A 21,876-nucleotide genomic window follows, 5' to 3' on the forward strand; every position below is an offset into this window, starting at 1 on the left:
CGGGTCTTGCGCATAGGGATCATCGGATGAGCGTTGCGCGCCTCGATGGTTTTGCGAACGTTGTTAGCGTCATAGCCCCGGTCCGCGAGCAGGACGGACGGCGCAGGCGGGTTGTCGGCCATGGCCAGATCAAAGCCCAGTTAGTCCGATGTCTGCCCCGGCGTGATCTCCGACCTCATGGGCAGGCCTGCGCCGTTGACGCGGAGGTGGATCTTAGAGCGCGTTTCAAAACCCTTGCAGCCAGATTCTGACTGTTAGATTAGCGGGTTATGTCGACCACGCATGTCTCCGACGCCCTCTGGGCCGTTATCGAACCGCTTTTGCCGCCATCACCCCGATCCGTGAAAGGCGGGCGGCCTCGAACCTCCGACCGGGCGCGTTGGCGGGGATCCTGTTTGTCCTGCAAACCGGCATCCCTTGGCGCATGCTGCCGTTGGATATGGGATGCGGCTCGGGCATCACCTGCTGGCGCCGATTGAGGGACTGGCAATTGGCCGGTGTCTGGGAACGGTTGCATCGCACGCTGCTCCAGCAGCTTCATCGCGCCGGTCGTCTCGATTGGAGCCGGGCCTGCATGGACAGCGCATCCATCGCGGCGAAAAGGGGGGCGAAGTCACCGGCCCCAACCCCACCGATCGCGGTCGTCCGGGGACGAAGCGCCACATCGTCACTGACAGGCACGGCATTCCGCTGGCGCTGTGTTTGAGCGGTGCCAATGTCCATGACAGCCGGATGATTGAGCCGTTGCTTGACGCCATTCCTCCTATTCGTGGCAAACGCGGCAGGCCACGCCGCCGTCCCGGGAAACTGCATGCCGACAAGGAGTATGACTATCCCCGCTGCCGCAGGGCCTGCACAAAACGCGGCATCAAACACAGGATTGCCCGGAAAGGCATCGAGAGCACCAGCCATCTCGGAAAGCATCGCTGGGTCGTCGAGCGCACATTCGCCTGGCTTTCCCGTTTCCGCCGCCTCACCGTCAGATACGAGCGCCGGGCAGACATCCACCTCGCCTTCACCATCCTGGCTTGCGCCATCATCTGCTTCCGAAACTTGACCAAGGAGTTTTGAAACGCGCTCTTAGTCGAGAACCCACCTCGCGAACGGCCAGAACCCTGTCGCGGAGTCCCCCTTTAGCGTCCGCTGCCTGATGATGGGGGCGGACCACGGTGCTGTCGATCATCTGGAGCGCGTGCGGCACCGCCCCGCTTTCGTTCAGGGCATCCAGGATCCGCTCCCAGAGCCCGATTAGGGTCCAGCGCCGGAATTGGCGGTAAACGGATGACCACTTACCGAATTCTTCCGGTAGGTCACGCCAAGGCGAACCGGTGCGCGTTCGGCATGGCCTTGAACCAATGGCTCATGCCTCACTCCAGAAAATCCCATCCAGAACAAGGCGATGGTTCGTGGGCTTGCGTCCGTTCGTAGCGCGGGTGGCAAGGATGAAGCGTTCATGAAACGCCCACTCCTCGTCCGACATCAGGTCTCGTGCCAAGCTGGTCTCCATCGCAGATACCAGCTTGAATCACGATCAGCCCGTCCTGTGAATCCCCTTTTGTCAACACCGCCTAGGTGTGTCGGCTTACGGGAGGAAGGGTCTCGATCGCGGCGCTAGAATCCGGAGGACGACAAATCCCGGAACCGGTGAGATGCTGCGATAATTCTTGACCTTGCGATTTGCCCTGCGCAACCTGTCCTCAATCGGGCAGCCCGCCAGAGTTTGGCCAGCCTGCGCCTCTTCCGTCCAGTTTCCGACTCGACCCGCCTTTTTCCATGAAAAGGAGACCTCGAGATGCGATTCCCTTGGAGAACGAGACTAGCCGTGACAGTTTTGGCGCTGACCCTCGGCAATGCCGCCGGGGCACAGACCGAGACCTTGTTCCGCGACGTGCGCATCTTTGACGGCAATGGCGACGCGCTGACGCCACCGACCTCGGTGCTCGTGCGTGGCAACCAGATCGCGGGGATCGGCGAGGCCGTCACCGCAGGAGCCGAGGCCACGATCATCGACGGCGGCGGGCGGGTGCTGATGCCGGGCCTGATCGACGCGCATTGGCACACCATGCTGATCCGCCAGACCCCCGAGCAGATGCTTTTCGGCGATGTCGGCTTCGTCAACCTGCTGGCCGGGGTCGAGGCCACAGCGACGCTGATGCGCGGCTTCACCACGGTGCGCGATATGGGCGGGCCCTCCTTCGGGCTGAAACAAGCCATTGATGCAGGCGTCGTTCCCGGCCCGCGCATCTGGCCCTCGGGGGCGATGATCACCGTGACCAGCGGTCATGGCGATTTCCGACCCCTGACGGATCTGCCGCGCGACGGATCGCGGCCCCTCTCACGGGTCGAGGAACTGGGCGGGGCCTTGGTGGCCGACAGTCCCGACCTGATCCGCCAGCGCGTGCGCGAGCAATTGATGCTGGGCGCGAGCCAGATCAAGCTAACCGCGGGCGGCGGGGTTGCCTCGCCGCATAGCCCGCTTGATGTCTCGACCTTTACGCTGGAGGAGTTGAAAGCGGCGGTCGAGGCCGCCTCGAACTGGGGCACTTATGTCGCCGTCCATGCCTATACGACCGAGGCCGTTCGGCGCGCGATCGATGCCGGCGTGAAGGTCATCGAACACGCCCATCTGATGGATGACGAGACGGCGAAATACATGGCGGAAAAGGATATCTGGCTTTCAGCCCAGCCTATAGTTCCTGCTTTCTTCGGCAACATGTTCCCGCCCGGCAGTTCTCAGGCCGAAAAGGCCGAAGAGGTCATGACCGGCACGGATAATCTCTATCGCATGGTCAAGGCCCATGACATCAAGACGGCCTTCGGCACGGATGTCCTGTTCTCCGAGGCCATGGCGCGGCGTCAGGGCGAGATGCTGGCTTCCCTGAAGGAATGGTTCACCCCCGCCGAGATCCTGCGTCAGGCGACCTCGACCAATAGCGAGTTTCTGGCGCTTTCCGGCCTGCGCAGCCCCTATAAAGGCAAGCTTGGCGTGATCGAAGAGGCCGCCTTGGCGGACTTGCTGCTGGTCGATGGCGATCCGCTCACCAATATCGATCTGGTGGCCGATCCCGAGCGCAGCTTCGTCCTGATCATGAAGGATGGGCAGATCTACAAGAACAGTCTGGCCAATTAAGGGCCGCCCAAGTTCAACGGTCGTTCAGCCCCTTGCCCTCGCGGATTTTCGGCGCGGCCTTGTCGATGCGGGCGATGCGGGTCTCGGACTGCTTCGCTTGGCTTACATGCAGCACCCAGCTGCGGCGGCGGCCGGGGGTCAGGGCCTCGAACGCGAATTTGAAATCCGCGTCCTTGTCGAGCCGGTCGACCAATTCCTGCGGATAGTCCAGATCATCCTTGGGCAGATCGACCTTGGCGCCTGCGTTTTCCAGCGCAATGGCCTCGTCGATATAGGCCAACAGCGTGGGCCGCAGCGCCTTGATCGTCGCGAGATCGGTGAAATTCGCCCCGCGCGACGAGCGCGAGTTCTCGCCCGGTGCGTCCAGAATCCCCTCGGGGTCCTTCAGCAGCACGCCCTTGAAGAAACCCAGCGCGGCGCGGTCCTTGAAGCCCCAGATGATCGCGATATTGGCCCCTTGATGGGTATAGACGGGCGAGCGCCACTTGAAATCCTCGGTCAGCGGGCTGGCCAGAAGGATCTCGCGCAGCGCCCTTTGCTCATCGGGCCAAAGGCCGGGATTGTCGAAATAGGCCTCGACCTTGGGATTTATGTCCGTCATCACGCTTTCCCATCGCTGGAACGGTCGCGGCAGTCTGCGCCTATTCCTCGAGCACCTCAAGCACGCCGGGAAGGACCCGCAGGGCCTGACGCGCGGGCGTGGTCAGGGGGGCGTCCTCGGTGATCTCGATATCCACAAGATCCTCGCCGTCCTTCAGCCGCAGCGTGATGGGTCCCCGCGCCCGTGAGGGGGCCATGACCTCGGCCTGAATGCGGGCCAAGGCCTCGGCAATGCCCGGCACGGCGTCGATCCCCGAAATCTCGACCGCAAGCCGGTTTGCGCCCGCATCCGCCACAGCCTGTTCCAGCGGCACGACAGAACGCGCAAGCAGTTTGACCTGATCGCCCGAAGGCTCGACCTGCACCTGCAGGACGACATTCTCGCCCGGTTCCAGATGCTGACGATGCGCGTCGAGCGTGTCGGAAAACACCGTGACCTCATAAAGCCCGGTCGGGTCGGACAGACCGACAAAAGCAAACCGCGTGCCACGCGCCGATTTCTTCTCTTGCCGGAAGGCGACGGTCCCGGCGAGCGACGCCACCATTGCCCCATCCGCCGCCGCCTGCGTCACCTCGGCCAGCGTCTGGACATTCTTGCGCCGCAACGCGGGCAGGTAATCATCCAGCGGATGGCCGGACAGGTAGAAGCCCACGGCGGCATGTTCCTCGCCCAGCTTCTCGGCGGGCATCCAGATCGGCGCGACCACCGGGCGCGGAGGCGGCAGATCCTCGCCACCCCCGAAAAGGGAGCTTTGCGACGAGGCAGAGGCCGCCTGCACAGCAGCCGACCACGCCACCAAACCGTCCAGCGATTTCATGACTTTGGAGCGGCTTTCCTCGAGAAGGTCAAAGGCCCCCGCGCGGGCCAGCATCTCCAGCGGGCGTTTGCCCACGCGCTTCATGTCGACGCGGCGGGCAAAGTCATGGAGGTCGCGGAAGGGCTTCTCGCCGCGCGCCTCGGTGATCATCCGCATCGCCTCGACGCCGACGCCCTTCAGCGCGCCCAGCGCATAGACGATCCTGCCGTCCTTGACGCTGAATGTGGCGAGCGAGCGGTTGACGCAGGGCGGCACGGTCTCGATGCCCATGCGGTCGGCCTCGCGCTTGTAGACGGCGAGCTTGTCGGTCAGGTGGATATCGCAGTTCATCACCGCGGCCATGAACTCGACCGGGTGGTTCGCCTTCAGCCATGCGGTCTGGTAGCTGACCACGGCATAGGCGGCGGCGTGCGATTTATTGAAGCCGTAATTGGCGAATTTCTCAAGAAGGTCAAAGACCTCTCCGGCCTTCTTCGAATCGACGCCATTCGCGACCGAGCCTTCGACGAATTTGGGCCGCTCTTTGGCCATTTCCTCGGCGATCTTCTTGCCCATTGCCCGGCGCAGCAGGTCGGCTCCGCCAAGGCTGTAGCCCGCCATGACCTGCGCGATCTGCATCACCTGTTCCTGATAGACGATGATGCCCTGCGTCTCGGCCAGAATGGGGTCGATGCTGGGATGCAGCGATTCCAGATCGCGCAGCCCGTTCTTGACCTCGCAATAGGTCGGGATGTTCTCCATCGGGCCGGGTCGGTAGAGCGCCACCAGCGCAACGATATCCTCGATGCAGGTGGGCTTCATGCGCCGCAGCGCATCCATCATCCCCGAGCTTTCGACCTGGAACACCGCAACCGTGCGGGCGCTGGCGAAAAGCTCGTAGCTGGGCGTGTCATCCAGCGGGATGGCGTTGATCTGGTTTTCGGCCCCTTCGGCAGGCTGGTAAAGCACGCGCCCATCGGCGGCGACATGCAAGGGACGCCCGCCCCCGTTTATCAGGTCGACCGCGTTCTGAATCACGGTGAGCGTCTTCAGGCCGAGGAAGTCGAACTTCACGAGGCCCGCCGCCTCGACCCATTTCATATTGAACTGGGTCGCAGGCATCTCCGAGGCCGGATCGCGGTAAAGCGGCACCAGCTTGTCGAGCGGCCTGTCCCCGATCACCACACCCGCCGCATGGGTCGAGGCGTTGCGCAGCAAGCCTTCCAGCTTCGCCGCGTAATCCAGCAGACGACCGACGACCTCTTCCTTGGCGGCCTCACGCAGGCGCGGCTCATCGGCCAGCGCCTTGGTCACGCTGACGGGTTTCACCCCCTCGACCGGGATCATCTTCGACAGGCGATCAACCTGACCAAAGGGCAGTTGCAGCACCCGTCCTACATCGCGCACGGCGGCCTTGGACAGCAGCGCACCAAAGGTAATGATCTGGCCGACCTTGTCGCGACCGTATTTTTCCTGAACGTAGCGGATCACCTCTTCGCGGCGATCCATGCAGAAATCGATATCGAAATCCGGCATCGAGACGCGTTCCGGGTTGAGGAAGCGTTCGAAAAGCAGCGAATAGCGCAGCGGGTCAAGGTCGGTGATGGTCAGCGCGTAAGCGACCAGCGAGCCAGCGCCCGAACCCCGTCCCGGTCCGACCGGAATGCCGTGATCCTTGGCCCATTTGATGAAATCGGCCACAATCAGGAAATAGCCGGGAAAGCCCATCTGCTCGATGATGCCCAGTTCGAACCGCAGGCGTTCTTCGTATTCCGCCACCGGCACGGCATGGGGGATGATCGCAAGACGGTCGCGCAACCCGTCCCAAGCCTGACGGCGCAATTCTTCGACCTCGTCATCGGCGAAGCGCGGTAGGATCGGCTTGTGCTTCTTGACCGCAAAGGCGCAGCGTTTGGCGATCTCGACCGTGTTTTCTACTGCCTCGGGCAGATCGGCGAACAGCGCGATCATCTCGGCGGGGGTCTTGAAGTAATGGTCGGGCGTCAGCCGGCGGCGCGGCGCGGTCTGATCCACATAGCTGCGCTCCGAGATGCAGATCAGCGCGTCATGCGCGTCGTAGAGATCGGGCTTCGGGAAATAGACATCATTCGTCGCGACCAGCGGCAGCTCCAGCGCATAGGCAAGGTCGATCATGCCGCCCTCGGAGGCGGCCTCCTCGGGGACCGGGGCGCCATTGGCATCCTTGTGGCGCTGCAGCTCGACATAGAGCCGCGTCGGGAAGGCCTGGGCCAGCTGTTCGAGCAGCGCCCGCGCCTCGGGCAGGCGGCCCTGCCCGACCAGCTGCCCGAGCGGCCCCAGCGCGCCGCCGGTCAGGCAGATCAGCCCCTCGGCACGCGCGGCAAGCTCGTCGAGCGTGACATGCGGCAGGGAATTGTCGTCGCGCAGGTAGAGGCACGAGGACAGCTCCATCAGATTCAGCCAGCCTGCCTCGTTCTGCGCCAACAGGACGATGGGCGCGGTGACCTCAGAACGCAACGTCACCTGGCAGCCGATGATCGGCTGCACACCCGCGTCCTGCGCCTTGATCGAAAACTCCAGTGCCGCGAAGAGCGCGTTGGAATCCGTCAGCGCGACCGCGGGCATCCCGTTCTGGGCCGCGAGATCGGCAAGTTTCTTAACCGGCACGGCACCTTCCAGAAGTGAATGTTCGGAATGCGTGCGCAAATGGATGAATCGGGGCGAAATTTCCGGCATGCCTGCAATCTAGGCCGGACCTGTCCAACTGTGCAATTGCTCCCCGGCGGAAATCCTCTAAAGGTGACGATAAAAGGGGCAATGAGGCGCGCGACAGTGACAGACATCTTCCGGGCGGAGGGCCTGGGCAAGACCTATCCCGGCGTGCGCGCCAATGACGATATCAGCTTGTCGGTCGGAGCCGGGGAAATCCACGCGTTGCTGGGCGAGAACGGTGCCGGGAAATCTACCCTCGTCAAGATGATCTACGGCCTTGTTCGACCCGATGAAGGTCACATGCAGCTGTCGGGTCAGCCCCATGCGCCGCATGATCCCCGCGCGGCGCGGGCCTCGGGCGTGGCAATGGTGTTCCAGCATTTCAGCCTGTTCGACGCGCTGACGGTTGCTGAAAACATTGCCTTGGGGATGGAGAACCCACCACCCCGCGCCGAACTGTCGCGCCGCATCGCGGAACTCTCGCAAAGCTACGGCCTGCCCTTGAACCCCGCGCGCCGCGTCGTCACGCTGTCGGCGGGCGAACGTCAACGGGTCGAGATCCTGCGCTGCCTCTTGCAGAACCCGCGCCTGCTGATCATGGACGAGCCGACCTCGGTCCTGACCCCGCAGGAGGCCGAGATCCTTTTCGCCACCCTGCGCCAACTGGCCGAAGCCGGAACCGCGATCCTATATATCAGCCACAAGCTGGAAGAGATCCGCACCCATTGCGACCGCGCCACCATTCTGCGTCACGGCAAGGTCGTGGGCACGGTCGATCCCCGCGCCCATTCCGCCCGTGAACTCGCCGCGATGATGGTCGGGGCCGAGATGAAGCTGGTCGATCGCTCGGGCCGCAGCCCCGGTGAGGTCGTGCTGGATGTCCGCGCCCTTTCGACCCATGCCGCGCATGAGGGTGTGGCGCTGAAGAATATCGCCCTGACCCTGCGCAAGGGCGAGATCCTTGGCATTGGCGGCGTCGCCGGGAACGGTCAGGACGAGTTGCTGGCTGCACTCTCAGGCGAAATTGCAAGCGCCCCCGGCACGGTGACGCTGTCCGGCGCGGACCTGTCCACGCTTGGTCCCGATCCGCGCCGCGCGGCTGGCCTACTCTCCGCCCCCGAGGATCGGCTGGGTCATGCCGCCGTTCCGCAATTCAGCCTGACCGAGAACACACTGCTGACCGCAGGCGGGCGGCAGGACATCGTCAAAGGCGGGCTGGTCGATAACACCGCCGCCCGTCGCTTCGCCGAGGCCGTCATCAAGGCCTTTGATGTGCGCACCCCCGGCCCCGGCACGGCGGCTGGCGCGCTGTCGGGCGGCAACCTGCAAAAATTCGTCATTGGCCGCGAGGTTCTGGGCAATCCCCGCGTGCTGGTCGTGAACCAGCCGACTTGGGGCGTCGATGCCGGGGCCGCGGCCTCGATCCGGCAGGCGCTGCTGGATCTGGCCGCCAAAGGTGCGGGCGTCATCGTCATCTCGCAGGACCTTGATGAGCTTTTGGAACTCTCGGACCGCTTTTGCGCCCTGAACAATGGCCGCCTGTCAGACCCGCGCCCGACCGAGGGCCTGACCCTTGACGAGATCGGCCTGATGCTGGGTGGCGCCCACGGAATGGAGGTCGGTCATGTTCCGGCTTGAGCCGCGCGCCAGCGCCCCCTTGCTTTGGCAGGTCGCGACGCCTGTCTTGGCCGTCATTGCCACGATGATCACCGGAGGCTTGCTGTTCGCGGCACTTGGATTCGATCCCGTCGCCTCGATCCGGACGATTTTTTGGGACCCTCTCTTCGGCCCCGCAGCGGGCTATTCGCGTCCGCAATTGCTGGTCAAGGCAGGACCCCTGATCCTGATCGCCTCGGGGCTGGCCTTGGGCTTTCGCGCGGGCATCTGGAACATCGGGGCCGAGGGGCAATACATCATCGGCGCGATCTGCGGCGCCGCTGTCGCGCTGGCCGCCTACCCGACCGAAGCCTTCTGGATTTTCCCGGCGATGATCGTCGCGGGCGCTGCGGGCGGCTGGGCTTGGGGCATGATCCCGGCGCTGCTGCGCAACTGGTTCGGGGCGTCCGAAATCCTCGTCTCGCTGATGCTGGTCTATGTCGCGCAAAAGATCGCGGCCTGGATGGCCTTTGGGCCGATGAAAAACCCCGAAGGCTTCAACTTCCCCGGCTCGCGCAACCTGCAGCAATATCCGTCGGCGGCGAATCCTGAACTCATCGCCAATACCGGGCTGCATTGGGGCGTGATCGCTGCGGGCATCGCGCTGGCGGCGACATGGTTCCTGATGTCGCGCCATATCCTTGGCTTCCGCATCCGCACGGCGGGTGCGGCCCCGCGCGCAGCCCGCTTTGCGGGCGTCCGCCCCGAACGGCTGGTGGCGCTATGCCTTGGCCTTTCCGGCGCGCTGGCGGGCCTCGCGGGCCTGTTCGAGGTCGCAGGTCCGGCGGGCCAGATCACCGAAAGCTTCGGCTCGGGCTATGGTTTCACCGCGATCATCGTGGCCTTCCTTGGCCGGTTGCACCCTTTGGGCATCCTGCTGGCAGGCCTCTTGATGGCGCTGACCTATATCGGCGGTGAACTTGCGCAGATGATGCTGAACCTGCCCGCATCCACGGTGCAGGTGTTCCAAGGGATGCTCTTGTTCTTCCTTCTGGGCTTTGACCTCCTGACCCGCTACCGCATCCGGAGGCGCAGCTAATGATCGACCCGATTGTCGTATTCGTCCTGTTGCTTGGCGCAGCCACCCCTATCCTTTTCGCCGCGCTTGGCGAATTGGTGGCGGAACGTGCGGGCGTGCTGAACCTCGGCGTCGAGGGCATGATGATCGGCGGCGCCTTGGCGGGATTTGCAGTGGCGAACGTCACCGGCAGCACCGCTTTGGGCTTTGTCGCCGCCGCCGTCGCGGGCATGGCTTTGTCGCTGATCTTTGCGGCTCTGACGCAATACCTGATGTCCAATCAGGTCGCGACCGGCCTTGCGCTTGCACTATTCGGGCTGGGCCTGACCGCGATGTTCGGCAAACCCTATGAGGGCCTCAAAGCCCCCAGCATGATGGCCGGTCCCTTGGGCCTGAACCTGATGATCTGGCTCGGCCTGATCATGGTGCCAGTGACATGGTGGTTCCTGATGCGCTCTCGCGCGGGGCTGATCCTGCGTGCGGTGGGTGAAAATCACGACGCCGCGCATGGACTGGGCTACCCGGTCCGCCGCGTCCGCATCGGGGCGATCGCCTTTGGCGGCGCGATGGCAGGCCTCGGCGGGGCATATATTTCCATCGCAACCGTGCTGCAATGGACCGAAGGCATGACCGCAGGCGCGGGCTGGATCGCACTCGCCATCGTCGTTTTCGCGCAATGGAACCCTTGGGGCGCTCTGGCCGGGGCATGGCTATTCGGCGGCGTCACCGTGCTGCAACTGCGTCTGCAGGCGGCGGGCGTCGCGCTACCGGTACAACTGCTTTCAATGGCCCCCTATCTCGCGACGATCATCGTGCTGGTCGCGATCTCGGCGCGGCAGAAATTCGGACGCTCGGGCGGCGGGGCCACGCCCGGCTCGCTCGGCCAACCCTTCCACGCGCTGCGCTAAGCAGCGAAACACCCTGACAGGAGAGTGACAGTGATCAATCGCAGAACCCTACTCGGCAGCGCCGCCGCGCTGGTTGCAGCATCAAGCCTGCCCGCACTGGCCCAAGGCGAAAAGCTGAAGATCGGCTTCATCTATGTCGGCCCGGTGGGCGATGGCGGCTGGACCTTCCAGCATGATCTGGCCCGTCAGGCGGTCGAGAAGGAATATGGCGACAAGGTCGAGACGACCTTCATCGAAAGCGTGCCCGAAGGCGCCGATGCCGAACGTGCCCTGACCCAGTTGGCGCTGGCTGGCAACAAGATGATCTTTGCGACCAGCTTCGGCTTCATGGACGCGACGATCAACGTCGCCAAGAAATTCCCCGACATCAAGTTCGAGCACGCCACCGGCTACAAGCGCGCCGATAACGTGGCGACCTATGACGCCCGCTTCTACGAAGGCCGCGCCGTCATCGGCACCATCGCGGGCCGCATGACCAAGTCGAACAAGATCGGCTATATCGGATCCTTCCCGATCCCCGAGGTCATTCAGGGCATCAACTCGGCCTATATCCACGCCAAGAAAGTGAACCCTGACGTCGAGATGAAAGTCGTTTGGGTCTATAGCTGGTTCGATCCGGCCAAAGAGGCCGATGCTGCCGCCGCCCTGATCGCCGAAGGCGTCGATGTCTTCATGCAGCATACCGACTCGACCGCGCCGCTGGCGAAAGCACAAGAGGCCGGTGCGCTTGGCTTTGGTCAGGCCTCGGACATGTCGAGCTTCGCACCGGAGCCGCGTATCTCGTCCATCGTCGACAACTGGGCGCCCTATTACATCAAGCGCGTCGGTCAGGCTTTGGACGGGACGTGGAAATCGGAAGCCACCTGGGCCGGGATCGGCGATGGCGAGGTCGTGATCGGCGAGATCACCGATGCCGTCCCCGCCGAGGTCAAGGCCGAGGCCGAGGCCCTGAAGGCCAAGATCGCTTCGGGCGAATATCACCCCTTCACCGGCCCGCTGAAAAAGCAGGACGGCAGCGACTGGCTGGCCGATGGCCAGAAAGCCACCGACGAGGAGCTTTCGGGCCTGAACTTCTACGTCGAGGGCATCACCGCGCCCATGCCGCAGTAATTAGGCAAAAGCAAAAGAAAACCGGGGCCAAGGCCCCGGTTTTTTCGTGCACGAAACCCGTTACTCCAGATGGCTTTCAAGGAACCACAGATCCTTATCTGCCGTCCGCGAGGCCGCGGTAAACAGGTCGGCGGTATTCGCGTCCCCGGCCTCATCGGTCGTGTCGATGGCCTCGCGCACCTTCTTGCCGTAATCGCGCAGCCGCTCGCAGACCGCCTTGATGTGATCCTCGGCCTTGGTCAGATCGGTCGGATATTCCTTGAGCGTACTGGCCTTGGCAACCTTTTCGACCGTGCCGACGGCCACGCCATCCAGGATCTGCACGCGCTCGGCCATTTCATCGACATGGACTTGCAGATTGGTAAAGACCTGATCGAAAAGCTCATGCACGGCGATGAAGTTGCGGCCCTTGACGTTCCAATGCGCCTGCTTGATCGCCGCCGACAGCGCCACCGCATCGGCCAGCCGCGCATTCAGCTCGGCAATGGCAGTCTTGCGCGCATTATCGGTCAAGCCTTGGATATTGACGGGCATTTTCTTCTCCTTGCATCAGGTTCGGCAAGGAAACGAGCCCGCGCCGCAGAGGGTTCCCCCAGGAACCGGCTGCGGAAAATGAAAAAGGCGGCGCTTCCCCTAAGGAAAGCACCGCCCCTTTGCCACAGGCAGGGTCAGATCAGACCGCGCCCTGGATGAACTTGACCGCGTCGCCGAAGGTCTGGATGGTTTCGGCGGCGTCATCCGGAATTTCGATCCCGAATTCTTCTTCGAAAGCCATGACCAGTTCGACGGTATCCAGCGAATCGGCGCCCAGATCGTCGATGAAGGAGGCGCTCTCAGTCACCTTGTCCTCGTCAACGCCCAGATGCTCGACGACAATTTTCTTCACGCGATCAGCAATATCGCTCATGTCTCTTCCTCATTTTCGGGGCATCCGCCCAAGATGTGACAGCTCACGCTGACGAGAGCCCAAGGCGCGGACGCCCTGTAGCCTTGAACGCGGGATATAGCACGGGTTCGTGATGTTGCAACCGCTTAAACCGCTGATCACAGCATCGCCATCCCACCGTTAACGTGCAGCGTTGCACCGGTGACATAGCCAGCCTCGGCACTGGCGAGATAAAGAACAGCCGCGGCGATTTCCTGTGCATGCCCCATGCGGCCGGCCGGGATCTGCGTCAGGATGCGCGACTTCTGGTCATCGTTCAGCTTGTCGGTCATCGCGGTTTCGATAAAGCCCGGAGCCACGCAATTCACCGTGATCCCGCGCGACGCGACCTCGGCAGCCAAGCTCTTCGACATGCCGACCAGACCGGCCTTGGCGGCGGCATAATTGCCCTGCCCCGGATTGCCCGTCGCACCCACGACCGATGTCACGTTCACGATCCGGCCCCAGCGCGCTTTCATCATGCCGCGCAAAACGCCACGGCAGAGGCGGAAGCTCGAGGTCAGGTTCACATCCAGAACCTGCGCCCATTCTTCATCCGACATGCGCATGAACAGGTTGTCGCGGGTGATCCCGGCATTGTTCACGAGAATATCGACGCTGCCCATCGCCTCGGCCGCAGCCTTCGGCAGGGCCTCGACCGCAGCTGCATCGCCCAGATTGGCGATGACGACATGCGCGCGACTGCCCAGCTTCTCGGCCAGTTCCCTCAGCGGCGCTTCCCGCGTCCCCGACAGCGCGACCGTCGCGCCCGCCGCGTGCAGCGCCTCGGCCACCGCGCCCCCAATGCCGCCGGAAGCACCCGTCACCAGCGCGTTCTTGCCCGTCAGATCAAACATCCCGACCTCGCTTCTTTCTTGTCCAAATATCCCGGGGGTCCGGGGGCAGAGCCCCCGGTGCCGCCCTCAGCCTTTCAGCGCCGCGACATCCGCGGGCGCGCCGATAGTCTTCGTCACGGCTTCCTTGGCGATGCGCTTGATCATGCCCGACAGCGCTTTACCCGCACCGATCTCCCAAAACTCGGTGACGCCCGCCCCGGCAAGGAACTCGACCGATTCACGCCAGCGCACCGAACCGGTCACCTGCTCGACCAGCAGATCGCGGATCTCGGCCGGCTCGCTGACCGCGTTCGCGCGCACATTAGCCACGAGAGGCACCGCAGGGGACTTGATCTCGACGCCAGCCAATGCCTCGGCCATGACAGCCGCGGCGGGCTGCATCAGCGCCGAATGGAAGGGCGCCGAGACCGGCAGCATAAGCGCGCGTTTCGCGCCGCGCTCTTTCGCCAGCCCTGCGGCCCGCTCGACCGCCGCCTTGTGCCCCGAGATCACCACCTGCGCCGGATCATTGTCATTCGCGGCCTGACAGACCTCGCCTTCCGCCGCGTCCTGCGCCAATTGCGCGACCGCCGCGAAATCAAGGCCAAGGATCGCCGCCATCGCGCCCTGCCCGACCGGCACGGCCTCTTGCATCGCCCGCCCACGCAGGCGCAGAAGCCGCGCGGTATCGGCAAGGCTCAGCGCGCCCGCCGCACAAAGCGCCGAATATTCACCAAGGCTATGGCCCGCGACGAAATCGGCATCCTTGATGCCGAAACCCTCGGCCTCGAGTGCACGAAACGCCGCCATCGAGGTCGCCATCAGCGCGGGCTGGGCGTTCTGGGTCAGGGTCAGGGGCTCGATATCGCCGGTCCAGATCAGATCCGAGAGCTTCTCGCCCAATGCCTCATCGACCTCGGCAAAGACCGCCCGCGCGGCCGGATAGGCCTCGGCCAGTTCGCGGCCCATGCCAATCACCTGAGCGCCCTGTCCCGGGAAAACAAATGCCCGCATCTCGAGCCCCTTCTGCTAATTCCTTCGCCAATGCCTTAGACCTTGCCGCACCTCACGGCAACCGTGGCACATCATCGCGGGATGACGATTTCGGCCCGAAGCCCGCGAAGCCGCTCGGCATCGACCAGCCGCAACTGCCCGCCATGGGCGCGAGCGATATCGGCGGCAATGGCAAGGCCAAGCCCGACGCCCTGCCCTCGGTTCTGGTTGCGCGCCGCATCGAGCCGGGTAAATGGCTTGAGCGCCTCCTCGCGCTGTGCGGGCGGAATTCCCGGCCCGTCATCCTCGACCGAGACCCTGAACCAGCTTGGCCCCAAGGCGGTCTCGACCTCGGCCCGCTCGCCATAGCGCACGGCATTGCCGATCAGGTTCTCGATCGCGCGCCGCAGGCTGTCCTTGCGGAAGGTCGCGACGCCATTGCCATTGCCGATCTCAGCCGCCAGCCGCACATCCTGCCCGCCGCGACAGGCATCCGCGACGATGCCGCGCACGAATTCCAGCGCCGGAACCGGTTCGGGCGGCGCGTCGCGGGCGGAATCGCGGGCATGATCCAGAAAGGCATCGACCATCTTTTCCATCGCGGTGACGTCGCTTTCAAGATCGGTAATCTCCTGGGGATCGGGCGGGCCGTCATCGGGCAGCATGGAAAGCCCCAGACGCAGCCGCGTCAGCGGTGTCCTCAGGTCATGGCTGACGCCCGAAAGCATCTGCTTGCGCTGCTCGTTCTGGCGCTCGATCCGGCTGCGCATTTCAAGGAAAGCCGTGCCCGCGCTGCGGATCTCGTTTGCCCCACCGGGGCGGTAAGGGATGATCCGGCCCTTGCCATATTCCTCGGCCGCCCGCGCCAGCCGCTTGATCGGGCGCAACTGGTTGCGCAGGAAGATCGTCGCGATCGCCGTCATCAGAAGCGAAGTTCCGATCATCAGGACCAATAGCTGATGCGGGTTCGAGGCGCTGACCCGGGTTCTCTGAAAGACAAGCTGATAGGGCCCGAACTTGCCGCCCAGCGTCACCCGCACCTCGCGGCGCTGGCTCAGATCCACGGCCCGCGCCTGCGCCACACGGCTCAACAGTTCCTCGATGACGACTCGGCCCGAGAGATCGTAGAATTCGTGATAGCTGCGTATGGGCTCGGTCGCCGGCAGGACCAGCCTCAGACCCAGCGGCACGGCTTCGCGCATCGCCATATCCCTTGCCGCCTCGATATCCGGGGCAGAATCGATGCGCGACGCGACCAGCGTGATCTCTCGGGTCATGCTGCCGGTCATCTGCCGCGTGACATCCTCGAAATGGCGCTGCAGGAAGACCACGGTCACGACGATGGTCACGGCCACGACGGGCAGGAACAGGATCAGCGCCGCCCGACCGTAGAGCCCCCTCGGCATGATCCGTTTGAGCCAGTCGAAGTTCATTGCGTCGCCTCAGCTTGGGCCTTCCTCAGGGGGCAGGCTGCGGGCTAGGTTATCGCCATGACAGATGCGCCGAAACCCCCAAGGGTCATCCTTGCCCCCAATCCCTCGCCCCTGACCGGCGCGGGCACCAACACGTTTCTTCTGGGCCAAGCGCAGATCGCCGTCATCGACCCCGGCCCCGATCTGCCCGAGCATCGCGCCCGCATCCTTGCGGAAGCGGGACCGGGACGCATCACGCATATTCTTGTCACCCATGCCCATCGCGACCATTCCGAAGGCGCGCGCGCGCTGGCCGAAGCAACCGGTGCGCCGGTCTTTGGCTTTGGCGCGCCCGAGGCGGGACGCTCGCCACTGATGCAGCGCTTGGCGCGGCAGGGCGATCTTGCCGGTGGCGAGGGCATGGACCACGGCTTCATGCCCGATGTCCTTCTGGCAGACGGCGACAGCCTTTCATGCGAGGAATGGGAGTTGCACGCCTTGCACACGCCCGGGCATTTCGCGGGGCATCTGGCCTTCCGGTCCGGAGCGCAGATTTTTTGCGGCGATCTGGTCATGGGCTGGTCCTCGACCCTGATCTCGCCACCCGACGGCGATCTGGGAGATTATTTCCGCTCTCTCTCGCGGCTCGAGGCCTTAGCCCCGGCGATCCTCTTTCCCGCCCACGGCCCCGCGGTTACCGACCCCGCCTTGCGCATCGCCGAGCTTGCCGCCCATCGGCGCCAGCGCACCGGGCAGATCATGGCCGCACTGACGACGGCTCCCGCCAGCGCATCCGAGATCGCGGCCCGGATCTATGACGTGCCAGAGCATCTGCTGCCGGCCGCGACGCGCAATGTGCTGGCGCATCTGATCGCGCTGGCCGAAATCGGCGCGGCCCGGCCGCTCGAAGAGCTCCACGCCGCCGCAAGATTTTCCCGCAGTTGAGGAAAATTATTTCTCGGTCAATAGCTTGCGTTTTTTTCAAGATTTTTTAACACCCCCTCTGGACGACCCCGAAAGCCGCCGCTATACACCCCCTCGTGTTCCGGCGTAGCTCAGCGGTAGAGCAGTTGACTGTTAATCAATTGGTCGTAGGTTCGATCCCTACCGCCGGAGCCAACACAAGACCGCGCCATTCGATTGGCAAAAAATGTTCCGGCGTAGCTCAGCGGTAGAGCAGTTGACTGTTAATCAATTGGTCGTAGGTTCGATCCCTACCGCCGGAGCCATTTGTATCACAACAACCTGATTTCATTGCGATAAATCTTGCATGGCAGAGCCGCGGCGAGATTTTTGCACAAAGCTTTGCACAAATCTCTGAAGCGAATGCGCGACACCTCCTTCAGGGGGCCGCTCCGTGACGCGCACGCGCCTGCATCTTGAACGCCGGGAGACCGGATATTTCTGGCGCCGCCGCGTGCCCTGGCGCGAGTCCAAACCGGTTCCGGAAAAATTCTTTCTGCTTTCCGCGCAAGACCCATGACCTCCGCGAAGTCGCAGCGCTCGCACGCAAATTGACTGCGATCAGCGAGCTCTGCTTCCAAGCGGAGCCCGTCTTGCCGCCCGAGGTGATGGACGACATTCTGGTCAGCTATGCCCGTCTCGAAATCGAGACGGCTGACCGTCTGCGCGCCCTCACCGGACCACGCAGCCGCGCAGCTGCGGAAGCGTCCCTGGCACTTGAAGCTGCCACCCGCGCCTCGCTGCGCGACGCGATCTTTCTCTGCGAGAATGCCCCGGCCATCGATCCGCGACACGGCAGCGCGTCTCGGCATCATTGTCGACGAGGCAGGAGAGGATTTCCGGATCATCTGCGATTGAATGGTCCGGCTCATGATCGAGGTCAGCGAAGAAAAAGAGCGACGTGCCCGAGGCCATTTTTCCGAGCCTCAGCCCTATTCTTTCCCGCGCCCTATCCGGCCCTTCCGCTACGGTCTCGCAGCAGCTCCCCAAATCGGAAACGCCCGACCAAGCGCAGGGCAGCGCCGACAATCAGAAACCGCTCAGCCCAAGCGCAGCCAAGGTTTCATCTGATCCGGCCACCGGCGCTAATCTCGCGAAAGAAAGCCTCGCAGGGTTCACAAGGCCGAAGGGGGCGAAATCCAGGTGAACCCATCGCATGGCGGCCAAGCGCATTGCCCTGATGGCAGCAACCCCCGAATTATCGATCTCTGGGAAGCATGGTTCTAGGAAATGTCGCAGGGCATCATGCGCAGCGGCGCCTATGTCACGACTGATGAAAGCAAAGCCGCAAGATTCAAGAAGGATGCGGATACGATCGGGTCGACAGGCAAACTGGTACGCGACATTTTCGGCGAGCTTCGCATCGCGGATGCAACGAGCCAGGACTGGACGCGGCTCAACGAGACCGTACGCCGTCTTCCGACCAACCACGGACGCTCATCCAGACTTCGCGAGCTTACATGTGTCGAATTGATCAAGCGCACGGACAACAGCGAAAAACGCCAGAAACGGGCCGCTGAGCACAAGATCGGCAAGGAGCGCCTGTCGCCAGATCAAGCAGAACTGGCTCGCGCCCAAGCGCGCATTCCCCGCCTTGCCCCGCGCACGTTTCAGCGCCACCAGAAATATCTTTCCGCGCCTCTGGATCACGCCGTCATGATGGGCCGTCTGCCGCACAATCCCTTCAAGAGCTACGTGATGGGTGAACGCAGCATCAACGAGCTGCGCAAAGGACAAGCGGAAACCGCGCGCCAGATCTGGACGAGCGAAGATCAGGCGGAGCTGCTCAAGACCGAAAAATGGTCATCCCCCAAGACAATGATCGACGACGCGATCTACTGGCTTCCCATCATCGCGCGCCTGAGTGGGCTGCGCAGCGAAGAAATGCTACAACTGAAGCCGGAGAACATCCGCTGCGACGAGGGAATACATTATTTCGACATTGCACGCGGCACCGGTCAAAGCCTCAAGAGCGAGAGCGCCCGCCGCATGGTCCCAGTCCACAGCCAACTGATCGAATTGGGTTTCCTCGAACTTGTGGAAGTCCAGCGCAAGCGTGGACGAGTACGGATCTTTGACAGCATCTCGCGGAGAACCCACCTCTCGAACGGCCAAGAGCCTCGTTCGGAGTCCCCTTTAGCGGCCCGCCGCATGATGATGCGCCCGGATCACTGTGCTGTCGACCCTCTGAAGCTTGTCGGGCGCAACTCCGGCGTGGTTAAGCCGTCGAGAATATCCTCCCAAAGACCGGCCAGGGTCCAGCGGCGGAACTGGCGGTAGACCGACGACCACTTGCCGAACTCTTCGGGAAGATCCCGCCACGACGCGCCCGTCCGCGTCGGCATGGCCTTGAACCAATGGCGGCTCATGCCTCAATCCAGAAAATACCATCCAGAACAAGACGATGATCTGTTGGCTCGCGCCCATTCCGGCGTCGAGCCGCGTGGATGAAGCGTTCGAAGAAGTCCCACTGATCATCCGAAACAAGATTGCGCGCCAAGAACATCTCCCTCGTAGAGACGGTCTTGAAACACAGGCCACCGGCCATAGGAATCCCTTTTGTCAACATGACCTAGCTAGGCGCCGGGATGCGGGGATTTTTCGATCTCCGGCTCGATGGCACTTCGGGCTGGGACGCCGGATGAGCTATGGGACGCGTTTGAGCGCTATCGCGCTGACACGCAGGTCAACGCGGATCTCACGGTTCACCTTGTCCAGCGGGCATGGTGGCTTCTTGTCGGGAATCGTCGTTCTGTGCGACTTGCCACGGATGATGCCTTGAATGCCCATGTCCTTCATCCGCTTTGCCACCGTGCTACGCGCGACATCATTAACGATTCCCAGCCCGCTCTGGGGTTCATGTTGTAGCCGCCCTTGTTGCCGTTGGCGTAGCGATTGCCGGGAAGCCTTCCCGCCCGAGCTGTTCTCTTCGAATGCGCGGCGGATCTCAGGCCGCAGGGCGGCATAACGACGGTCACGGGCCGACAACCGCGCCGGAGCAGCCCGCTTCGCCAGGTGATCGTAATAGGTGGAAGGGGCGATCGGCAGCACCGCGCAGATCGCCTCGACCCCGTGCGCCTCACGTTGTGCCTCAATGAAATCAACAATGGTGACCGCACTCATAGAAGTCCGTGCACTTCATGGCCCCGCAATGAGGCTGCTGCTCGCTGAACCTGATGGAAAGCCTCCTCTTGAGCCCAGTTCACCGCCAGGAACTGCGGTTGAGCCTGTGCTACAACTGCAGCACATCGACGTAACACGGACAGCGTCCCGCGCAGCCCGGCGCCAGCATTATCAATAATTTGATGATCGAATTTTGCTTCGCATCCTACCGCCGCCGCACAAATCGCTGACAACCCGCCCATCTCATCGGATAGATGACATGGCAGGCCCCTCTCAGGCTTCGGACCAGACCGCCATTTCGCTGCCGCCCGGTTCGCGAAACTGGAACCGCCTTCCTCCGGGAAAGCTGAAGATCGGCTTGGTGATCTCGGCCCCGGCCTCGCTGACCCGCGCGAGCGCTGCCTCGAGATCGTCGGCCTTGAGGATCACGAGCGGCGCAGCGAACGCTCCGGCCGCAATGCCGCCCGAGACCCCGGCATTCGCAATTTCCTGATATTCGGGCCCGTAATCCTTGAACTCCCAGCCGAAGGCATGGGCGAAAAAGGCCTTGGAGGCGGAAATGTCGGGAGAGGTGAATTCCAGATAGTCGATCCTCATGGCAACCTCCGGTTTTGTTCCCGTTTTGTTTACGCCATGTGCGGCTTCAGCGCAAGACCGGGGGCCCAGCCTTTGGCCGCATATTCTCGACCCCCATGCGCAGCCCGGAACCGATGCGATGCGCCAAGGCCGACCAGCCCTCGGCGGCTTCAGGCGGCAAGGTGCGGCGGAGCGTCTCGTCAAACAGCATGAGCCAGTCGCGGAAATGCGCGGGCTCGACATTTCCGGCGCGCATATGGGCCTGCATCGGGCTGCCCTCATAGCTGCCCTCATAAAGGATCGCGTTGCGCCAGAAGGCGGCGATCTTGGCCTCATGCGGGGGCCAATCGGTGACATGGGCAGCAAAGATCGGGCCAAGCACCTCATGCCTGCGGATCGCGGCATAAAACACCGCGACAACGCGGTCGATCTGTTCGGCGGAGACGGGGAAGCGTGGCGGTATCATGGCTGGCATATGGGCCGCCGCCCCAGACCGCGCAAGCCCGGGCTTTGACGCGAGGCGCGCGGCTTGCTATGGCGCGACACCCGGTCGCAGCCCACCCGGCCAAAACAGGAGCCTCAGATGAGCCATTATACCGACAACCTGACCCAGCTTGGTCAGGCCACCAGCCTGCCGCAATCGCCCGAAGAGGCCGTTCTCGAACGCGTCCCGAACCCGCGCCTTGATGCCGCCTATTGCGTGCGCTTCACCCAGCCCGAATTCACCAGCCTCTGCCCGATGACCGGCCAGCCCGATTTCGCGCATCTGGTCATCGATTATGTGCCCGGCGATTGGCTGGTCGAATCGAAATCGCTGAAGCTTTACCTTGGCAGCTTCCGAAATCATGGCGCCTTCCACGAGGATTGCACCGTCAGCATCGGCCTGCGCCTTGTCGAGTTGCTCGCGCCGAAATGGCTGCGCATCGGCGGCTATTGGTATCCGCGCGGCGGCATGCCGATCGACGTTTTCTGGCAAAGCGGCGCGGCGCCTGCTGGCATCTGGATCCCCGATCAAGGCGTCGCCCCCTATCGCGGGCGCGGCTGAAGGCTTGCGGGCCGCCTTGCGCATTCCTATAGAGAGCGCATGAGATTTTTGGCGTTCGGCATACGAATTAGCAGCCCGGCGGCGTGAGGGTTC

The 21,876-nt window shown here is 63.3% G+C and carries 19 protein-coding genes, 2 tRNA genes and 4 pseudogenes; 10 read left to right on the top strand and 15 right to left on the bottom strand.

From position 1 onward, the window contains the following. Window positions 1-233 (bottom strand): annotated as a pseudogene (locus ESZ60_RS12815) (transposase); the annotation flags it as partial. Between the two features lie 36 nt (window positions 234-269). Between ESZ60_RS12815 and ESZ60_RS12820 the strand changes: the two are divergent. Beyond that, window positions 270-1,071: pseudogene (locus ESZ60_RS12820) on the top strand (IS5 family transposase). Window positions 1,072-1,079: 8 nt separating this feature from the next. Here the strand turns inward: ESZ60_RS12820 and ESZ60_RS12825 are convergent. Then, window positions 1,080-1,507, bottom strand: a pseudogene (locus ESZ60_RS12825) (transposase); the annotation flags it as partial. A 315-nt stretch (window positions 1,508-1,822) separates the two neighbouring features. Here ESZ60_RS12825 and ESZ60_RS12830 point away from each other — a divergent pair. Further along, window positions 1,823-3,130: a metal-dependent hydrolase family protein gene (locus ESZ60_RS12830; RefSeq protein WP_209021298.1), complete on the top strand. Its 1,308-nt coding sequence runs from the start codon at window positions 1,823-1,825 to the stop codon at window positions 3,128-3,130. A gap of 13 nt (window positions 3,131-3,143) precedes the next feature. On the opposite strand, the gene ESZ60_RS12835 is transcribed toward ESZ60_RS12830, so the two are convergent. Both ESZ60_RS12835 and dnaE read right to left on the bottom strand, forming a co-directional pair. Then, complete coding sequence (locus ESZ60_RS12835) at window positions 3,144-3,731, bottom strand: YdeI/OmpD-associated family protein (protein WP_134681139.1); 588 nt, start codon at window positions 3,729-3,731, stop codon at window positions 3,144-3,146. A 40-nt stretch (window positions 3,732-3,771) separates the two neighbouring features. Next, window positions 3,772-7,242: a DNA polymerase III subunit alpha gene (gene dnaE, locus ESZ60_RS12840; RefSeq protein ID WP_134681140.1), complete on the bottom strand. Its 3,471-nt coding sequence runs from the start codon at window positions 7,240-7,242 to the stop codon at window positions 3,772-3,774. Window positions 7,243-7,323: 81 nt separating this feature from the next. Between dnaE and ESZ60_RS12845 the strand changes: the two genes are divergently transcribed. From ESZ60_RS12845 to ESZ60_RS12860, 4 genes are read left to right on the top strand one after another with little or no spacing between them, the layout of a single operon-like run. After that, entirely contained in the window at window positions 7,324-8,856 is a 1,533-nt protein-coding gene (locus ESZ60_RS12845; RefSeq protein ID WP_134681141.1) for an ABC transporter ATP-binding protein, read from the top strand. After that, window positions 8,843-9,913, top strand: a complete 1,071-nt coding sequence (locus ESZ60_RS12850) for an ABC transporter permease (RefSeq protein WP_134681142.1) — start codon at window positions 8,843-8,845, stop codon at window positions 9,911-9,913. The genes ESZ60_RS12845 and ESZ60_RS12850 overlap by 14 nt, the downstream gene beginning before the upstream one ends. Further along, complete coding sequence (locus ESZ60_RS12855) at window positions 9,913-10,800, top strand: ABC transporter permease (RefSeq protein ID WP_134681143.1); 888 nt, start codon at window positions 9,913-9,915, stop codon at window positions 10,798-10,800. The genes ESZ60_RS12850 and ESZ60_RS12855 overlap by 1 nt, the downstream gene beginning before the upstream one ends. 33 nt (window positions 10,801-10,833) lie before the next feature. Further along, window positions 10,834-11,910, top strand: coding sequence for a BMP family ABC transporter substrate-binding protein (locus tag ESZ60_RS12860; RefSeq protein WP_134681222.1), 1,077 nt, complete (start codon window positions 10,834-10,836; stop codon window positions 11,908-11,910). A gap of 60 nt (window positions 11,911-11,970) precedes the next feature. Here the strand turns inward: ESZ60_RS12860 and dps are convergent, their stop codons facing one another. From dps to ESZ60_RS12885, 5 genes are all read right to left on the bottom strand, one after another. Continuing rightward, entirely contained in the window at window positions 11,971-12,444 is a 474-nt protein-coding gene (gene dps / locus ESZ60_RS12865) for a DNA starvation/stationary phase protection protein Dps (protein WP_134681144.1), read from the bottom strand. A gap of 139 nt (window positions 12,445-12,583) precedes the next feature. Beyond that, window positions 12,584-12,817, bottom strand: coding sequence for an acyl carrier protein (locus ESZ60_RS12870; RefSeq protein WP_028720942.1), 234 nt, complete (start codon window positions 12,815-12,817; stop codon window positions 12,584-12,586). Between the two features lie 137 nt (window positions 12,818-12,954). Beyond that, complete coding sequence (gene fabG, locus ESZ60_RS12875) at window positions 12,955-13,692, bottom strand: 3-oxoacyl-ACP reductase FabG (RefSeq protein WP_134681145.1); 738 nt, start codon at window positions 13,690-13,692, stop codon at window positions 12,955-12,957. 66 nt (window positions 13,693-13,758) lie between these two features. Beyond that, window positions 13,759-14,685, bottom strand: coding sequence for an ACP S-malonyltransferase (gene fabD / locus ESZ60_RS12880; RefSeq protein WP_134681146.1), 927 nt, complete (start codon window positions 14,683-14,685; stop codon window positions 13,759-13,761). A gap of 71 nt (window positions 14,686-14,756) precedes the next feature. Next, window positions 14,757-16,097: an ATP-binding protein gene (locus tag ESZ60_RS12885; RefSeq protein WP_134681147.1), complete on the bottom strand. Its 1,341-nt coding sequence runs from the start codon at window positions 16,095-16,097 to the stop codon at window positions 14,757-14,759. 57 nt (window positions 16,098-16,154) lie between these two features. Between ESZ60_RS12885 and ESZ60_RS12890 the strand changes: the two genes are divergently transcribed. The 3 genes from ESZ60_RS12890 to ESZ60_RS12900 all read left to right on the top strand — a co-directional run bounded on the left by ESZ60_RS12890 (window position 16,155) and on the right by ESZ60_RS12900 (window position 17,305). Continuing rightward, window positions 16,155-17,021 carry an MBL fold metallo-hydrolase gene (locus tag ESZ60_RS12890; protein WP_134681148.1) on the top strand — a complete coding sequence of 289 codons (867 nt, stop codon included), beginning with the start codon at window positions 16,155-16,157 and terminating at the stop codon, window positions 17,019-17,021. 99 nt (window positions 17,022-17,120) lie between these two features. Next, window positions 17,121-17,195, top strand: a tRNA-Asn gene (locus tag ESZ60_RS12895). A gap of 35 nt (window positions 17,196-17,230) precedes the next feature. After that, window positions 17,231-17,305 (top strand) — tRNA-Asn (locus ESZ60_RS12900). 6 nt (window positions 17,306-17,311) lie between these two features. Here ESZ60_RS12900 and ESZ60_RS12905 read toward each other — a convergent pair. From ESZ60_RS12905 to ESZ60_RS12930, 6 genes and pseudogenes are all read right to left on the bottom strand, one after another. Then, window positions 17,312-17,911, bottom strand: coding sequence for a hypothetical protein (locus ESZ60_RS12905; protein ID WP_134681149.1), 600 nt, complete (start codon window positions 17,909-17,911; stop codon window positions 17,312-17,314). Between the two features lie 565 nt (window positions 17,912-18,476). After that, window positions 18,477-18,776: a hypothetical protein gene (locus ESZ60_RS12910; protein ID WP_134681150.1), complete on the bottom strand. Its 300-nt coding sequence runs from the start codon at window positions 18,774-18,776 to the stop codon at window positions 18,477-18,479. Window positions 18,777-19,122: 346 nt separating this feature from the next. Then, window positions 19,123-19,545: pseudogene (locus ESZ60_RS12915) on the bottom strand (IS5 family transposase); the annotation flags it as partial. 140 nt (window positions 19,546-19,685) lie between these two features. Then, entirely contained in the window at window positions 19,686-20,162 is a 477-nt protein-coding gene (locus tag ESZ60_RS12920; RefSeq protein WP_134681151.1) for a hypothetical protein, read from the bottom strand. A 273-nt stretch (window positions 20,163-20,435) separates the two neighbouring features. Beyond that, a complete protein-coding gene (locus tag ESZ60_RS12925) occupies window positions 20,436-20,759 on the bottom strand; it encodes a VOC family protein (protein ID WP_134681152.1) in 324 nt (107 codons plus the stop codon). Between the two features lie 46 nt (window positions 20,760-20,805). Next, a complete protein-coding gene (locus tag ESZ60_RS12930) occupies window positions 20,806-21,213 on the bottom strand; it encodes a group III truncated hemoglobin (protein ID WP_167620147.1) in 408 nt (135 codons plus the stop codon). A gap of 108 nt (window positions 21,214-21,321) precedes the next feature. Between ESZ60_RS12930 and queF the strand changes: the two genes are divergently transcribed. Further along, a complete protein-coding gene (gene queF / locus ESZ60_RS12935; protein ID WP_134681153.1) occupies window positions 21,322-21,783 on the top strand; it encodes a preQ(1) synthase in 462 nt (153 codons plus the stop codon). Window positions 21,784-21,876 lie beyond the last annotated feature (93 nt).

Source organism: Paracoccus ravus, assembly GCF_004522175.1.
GTDB classification, from domain to species: domain Bacteria; phylum Pseudomonadota; class Alphaproteobacteria; order Rhodobacterales; family Rhodobacteraceae; genus Paracoccus; species Paracoccus ravus.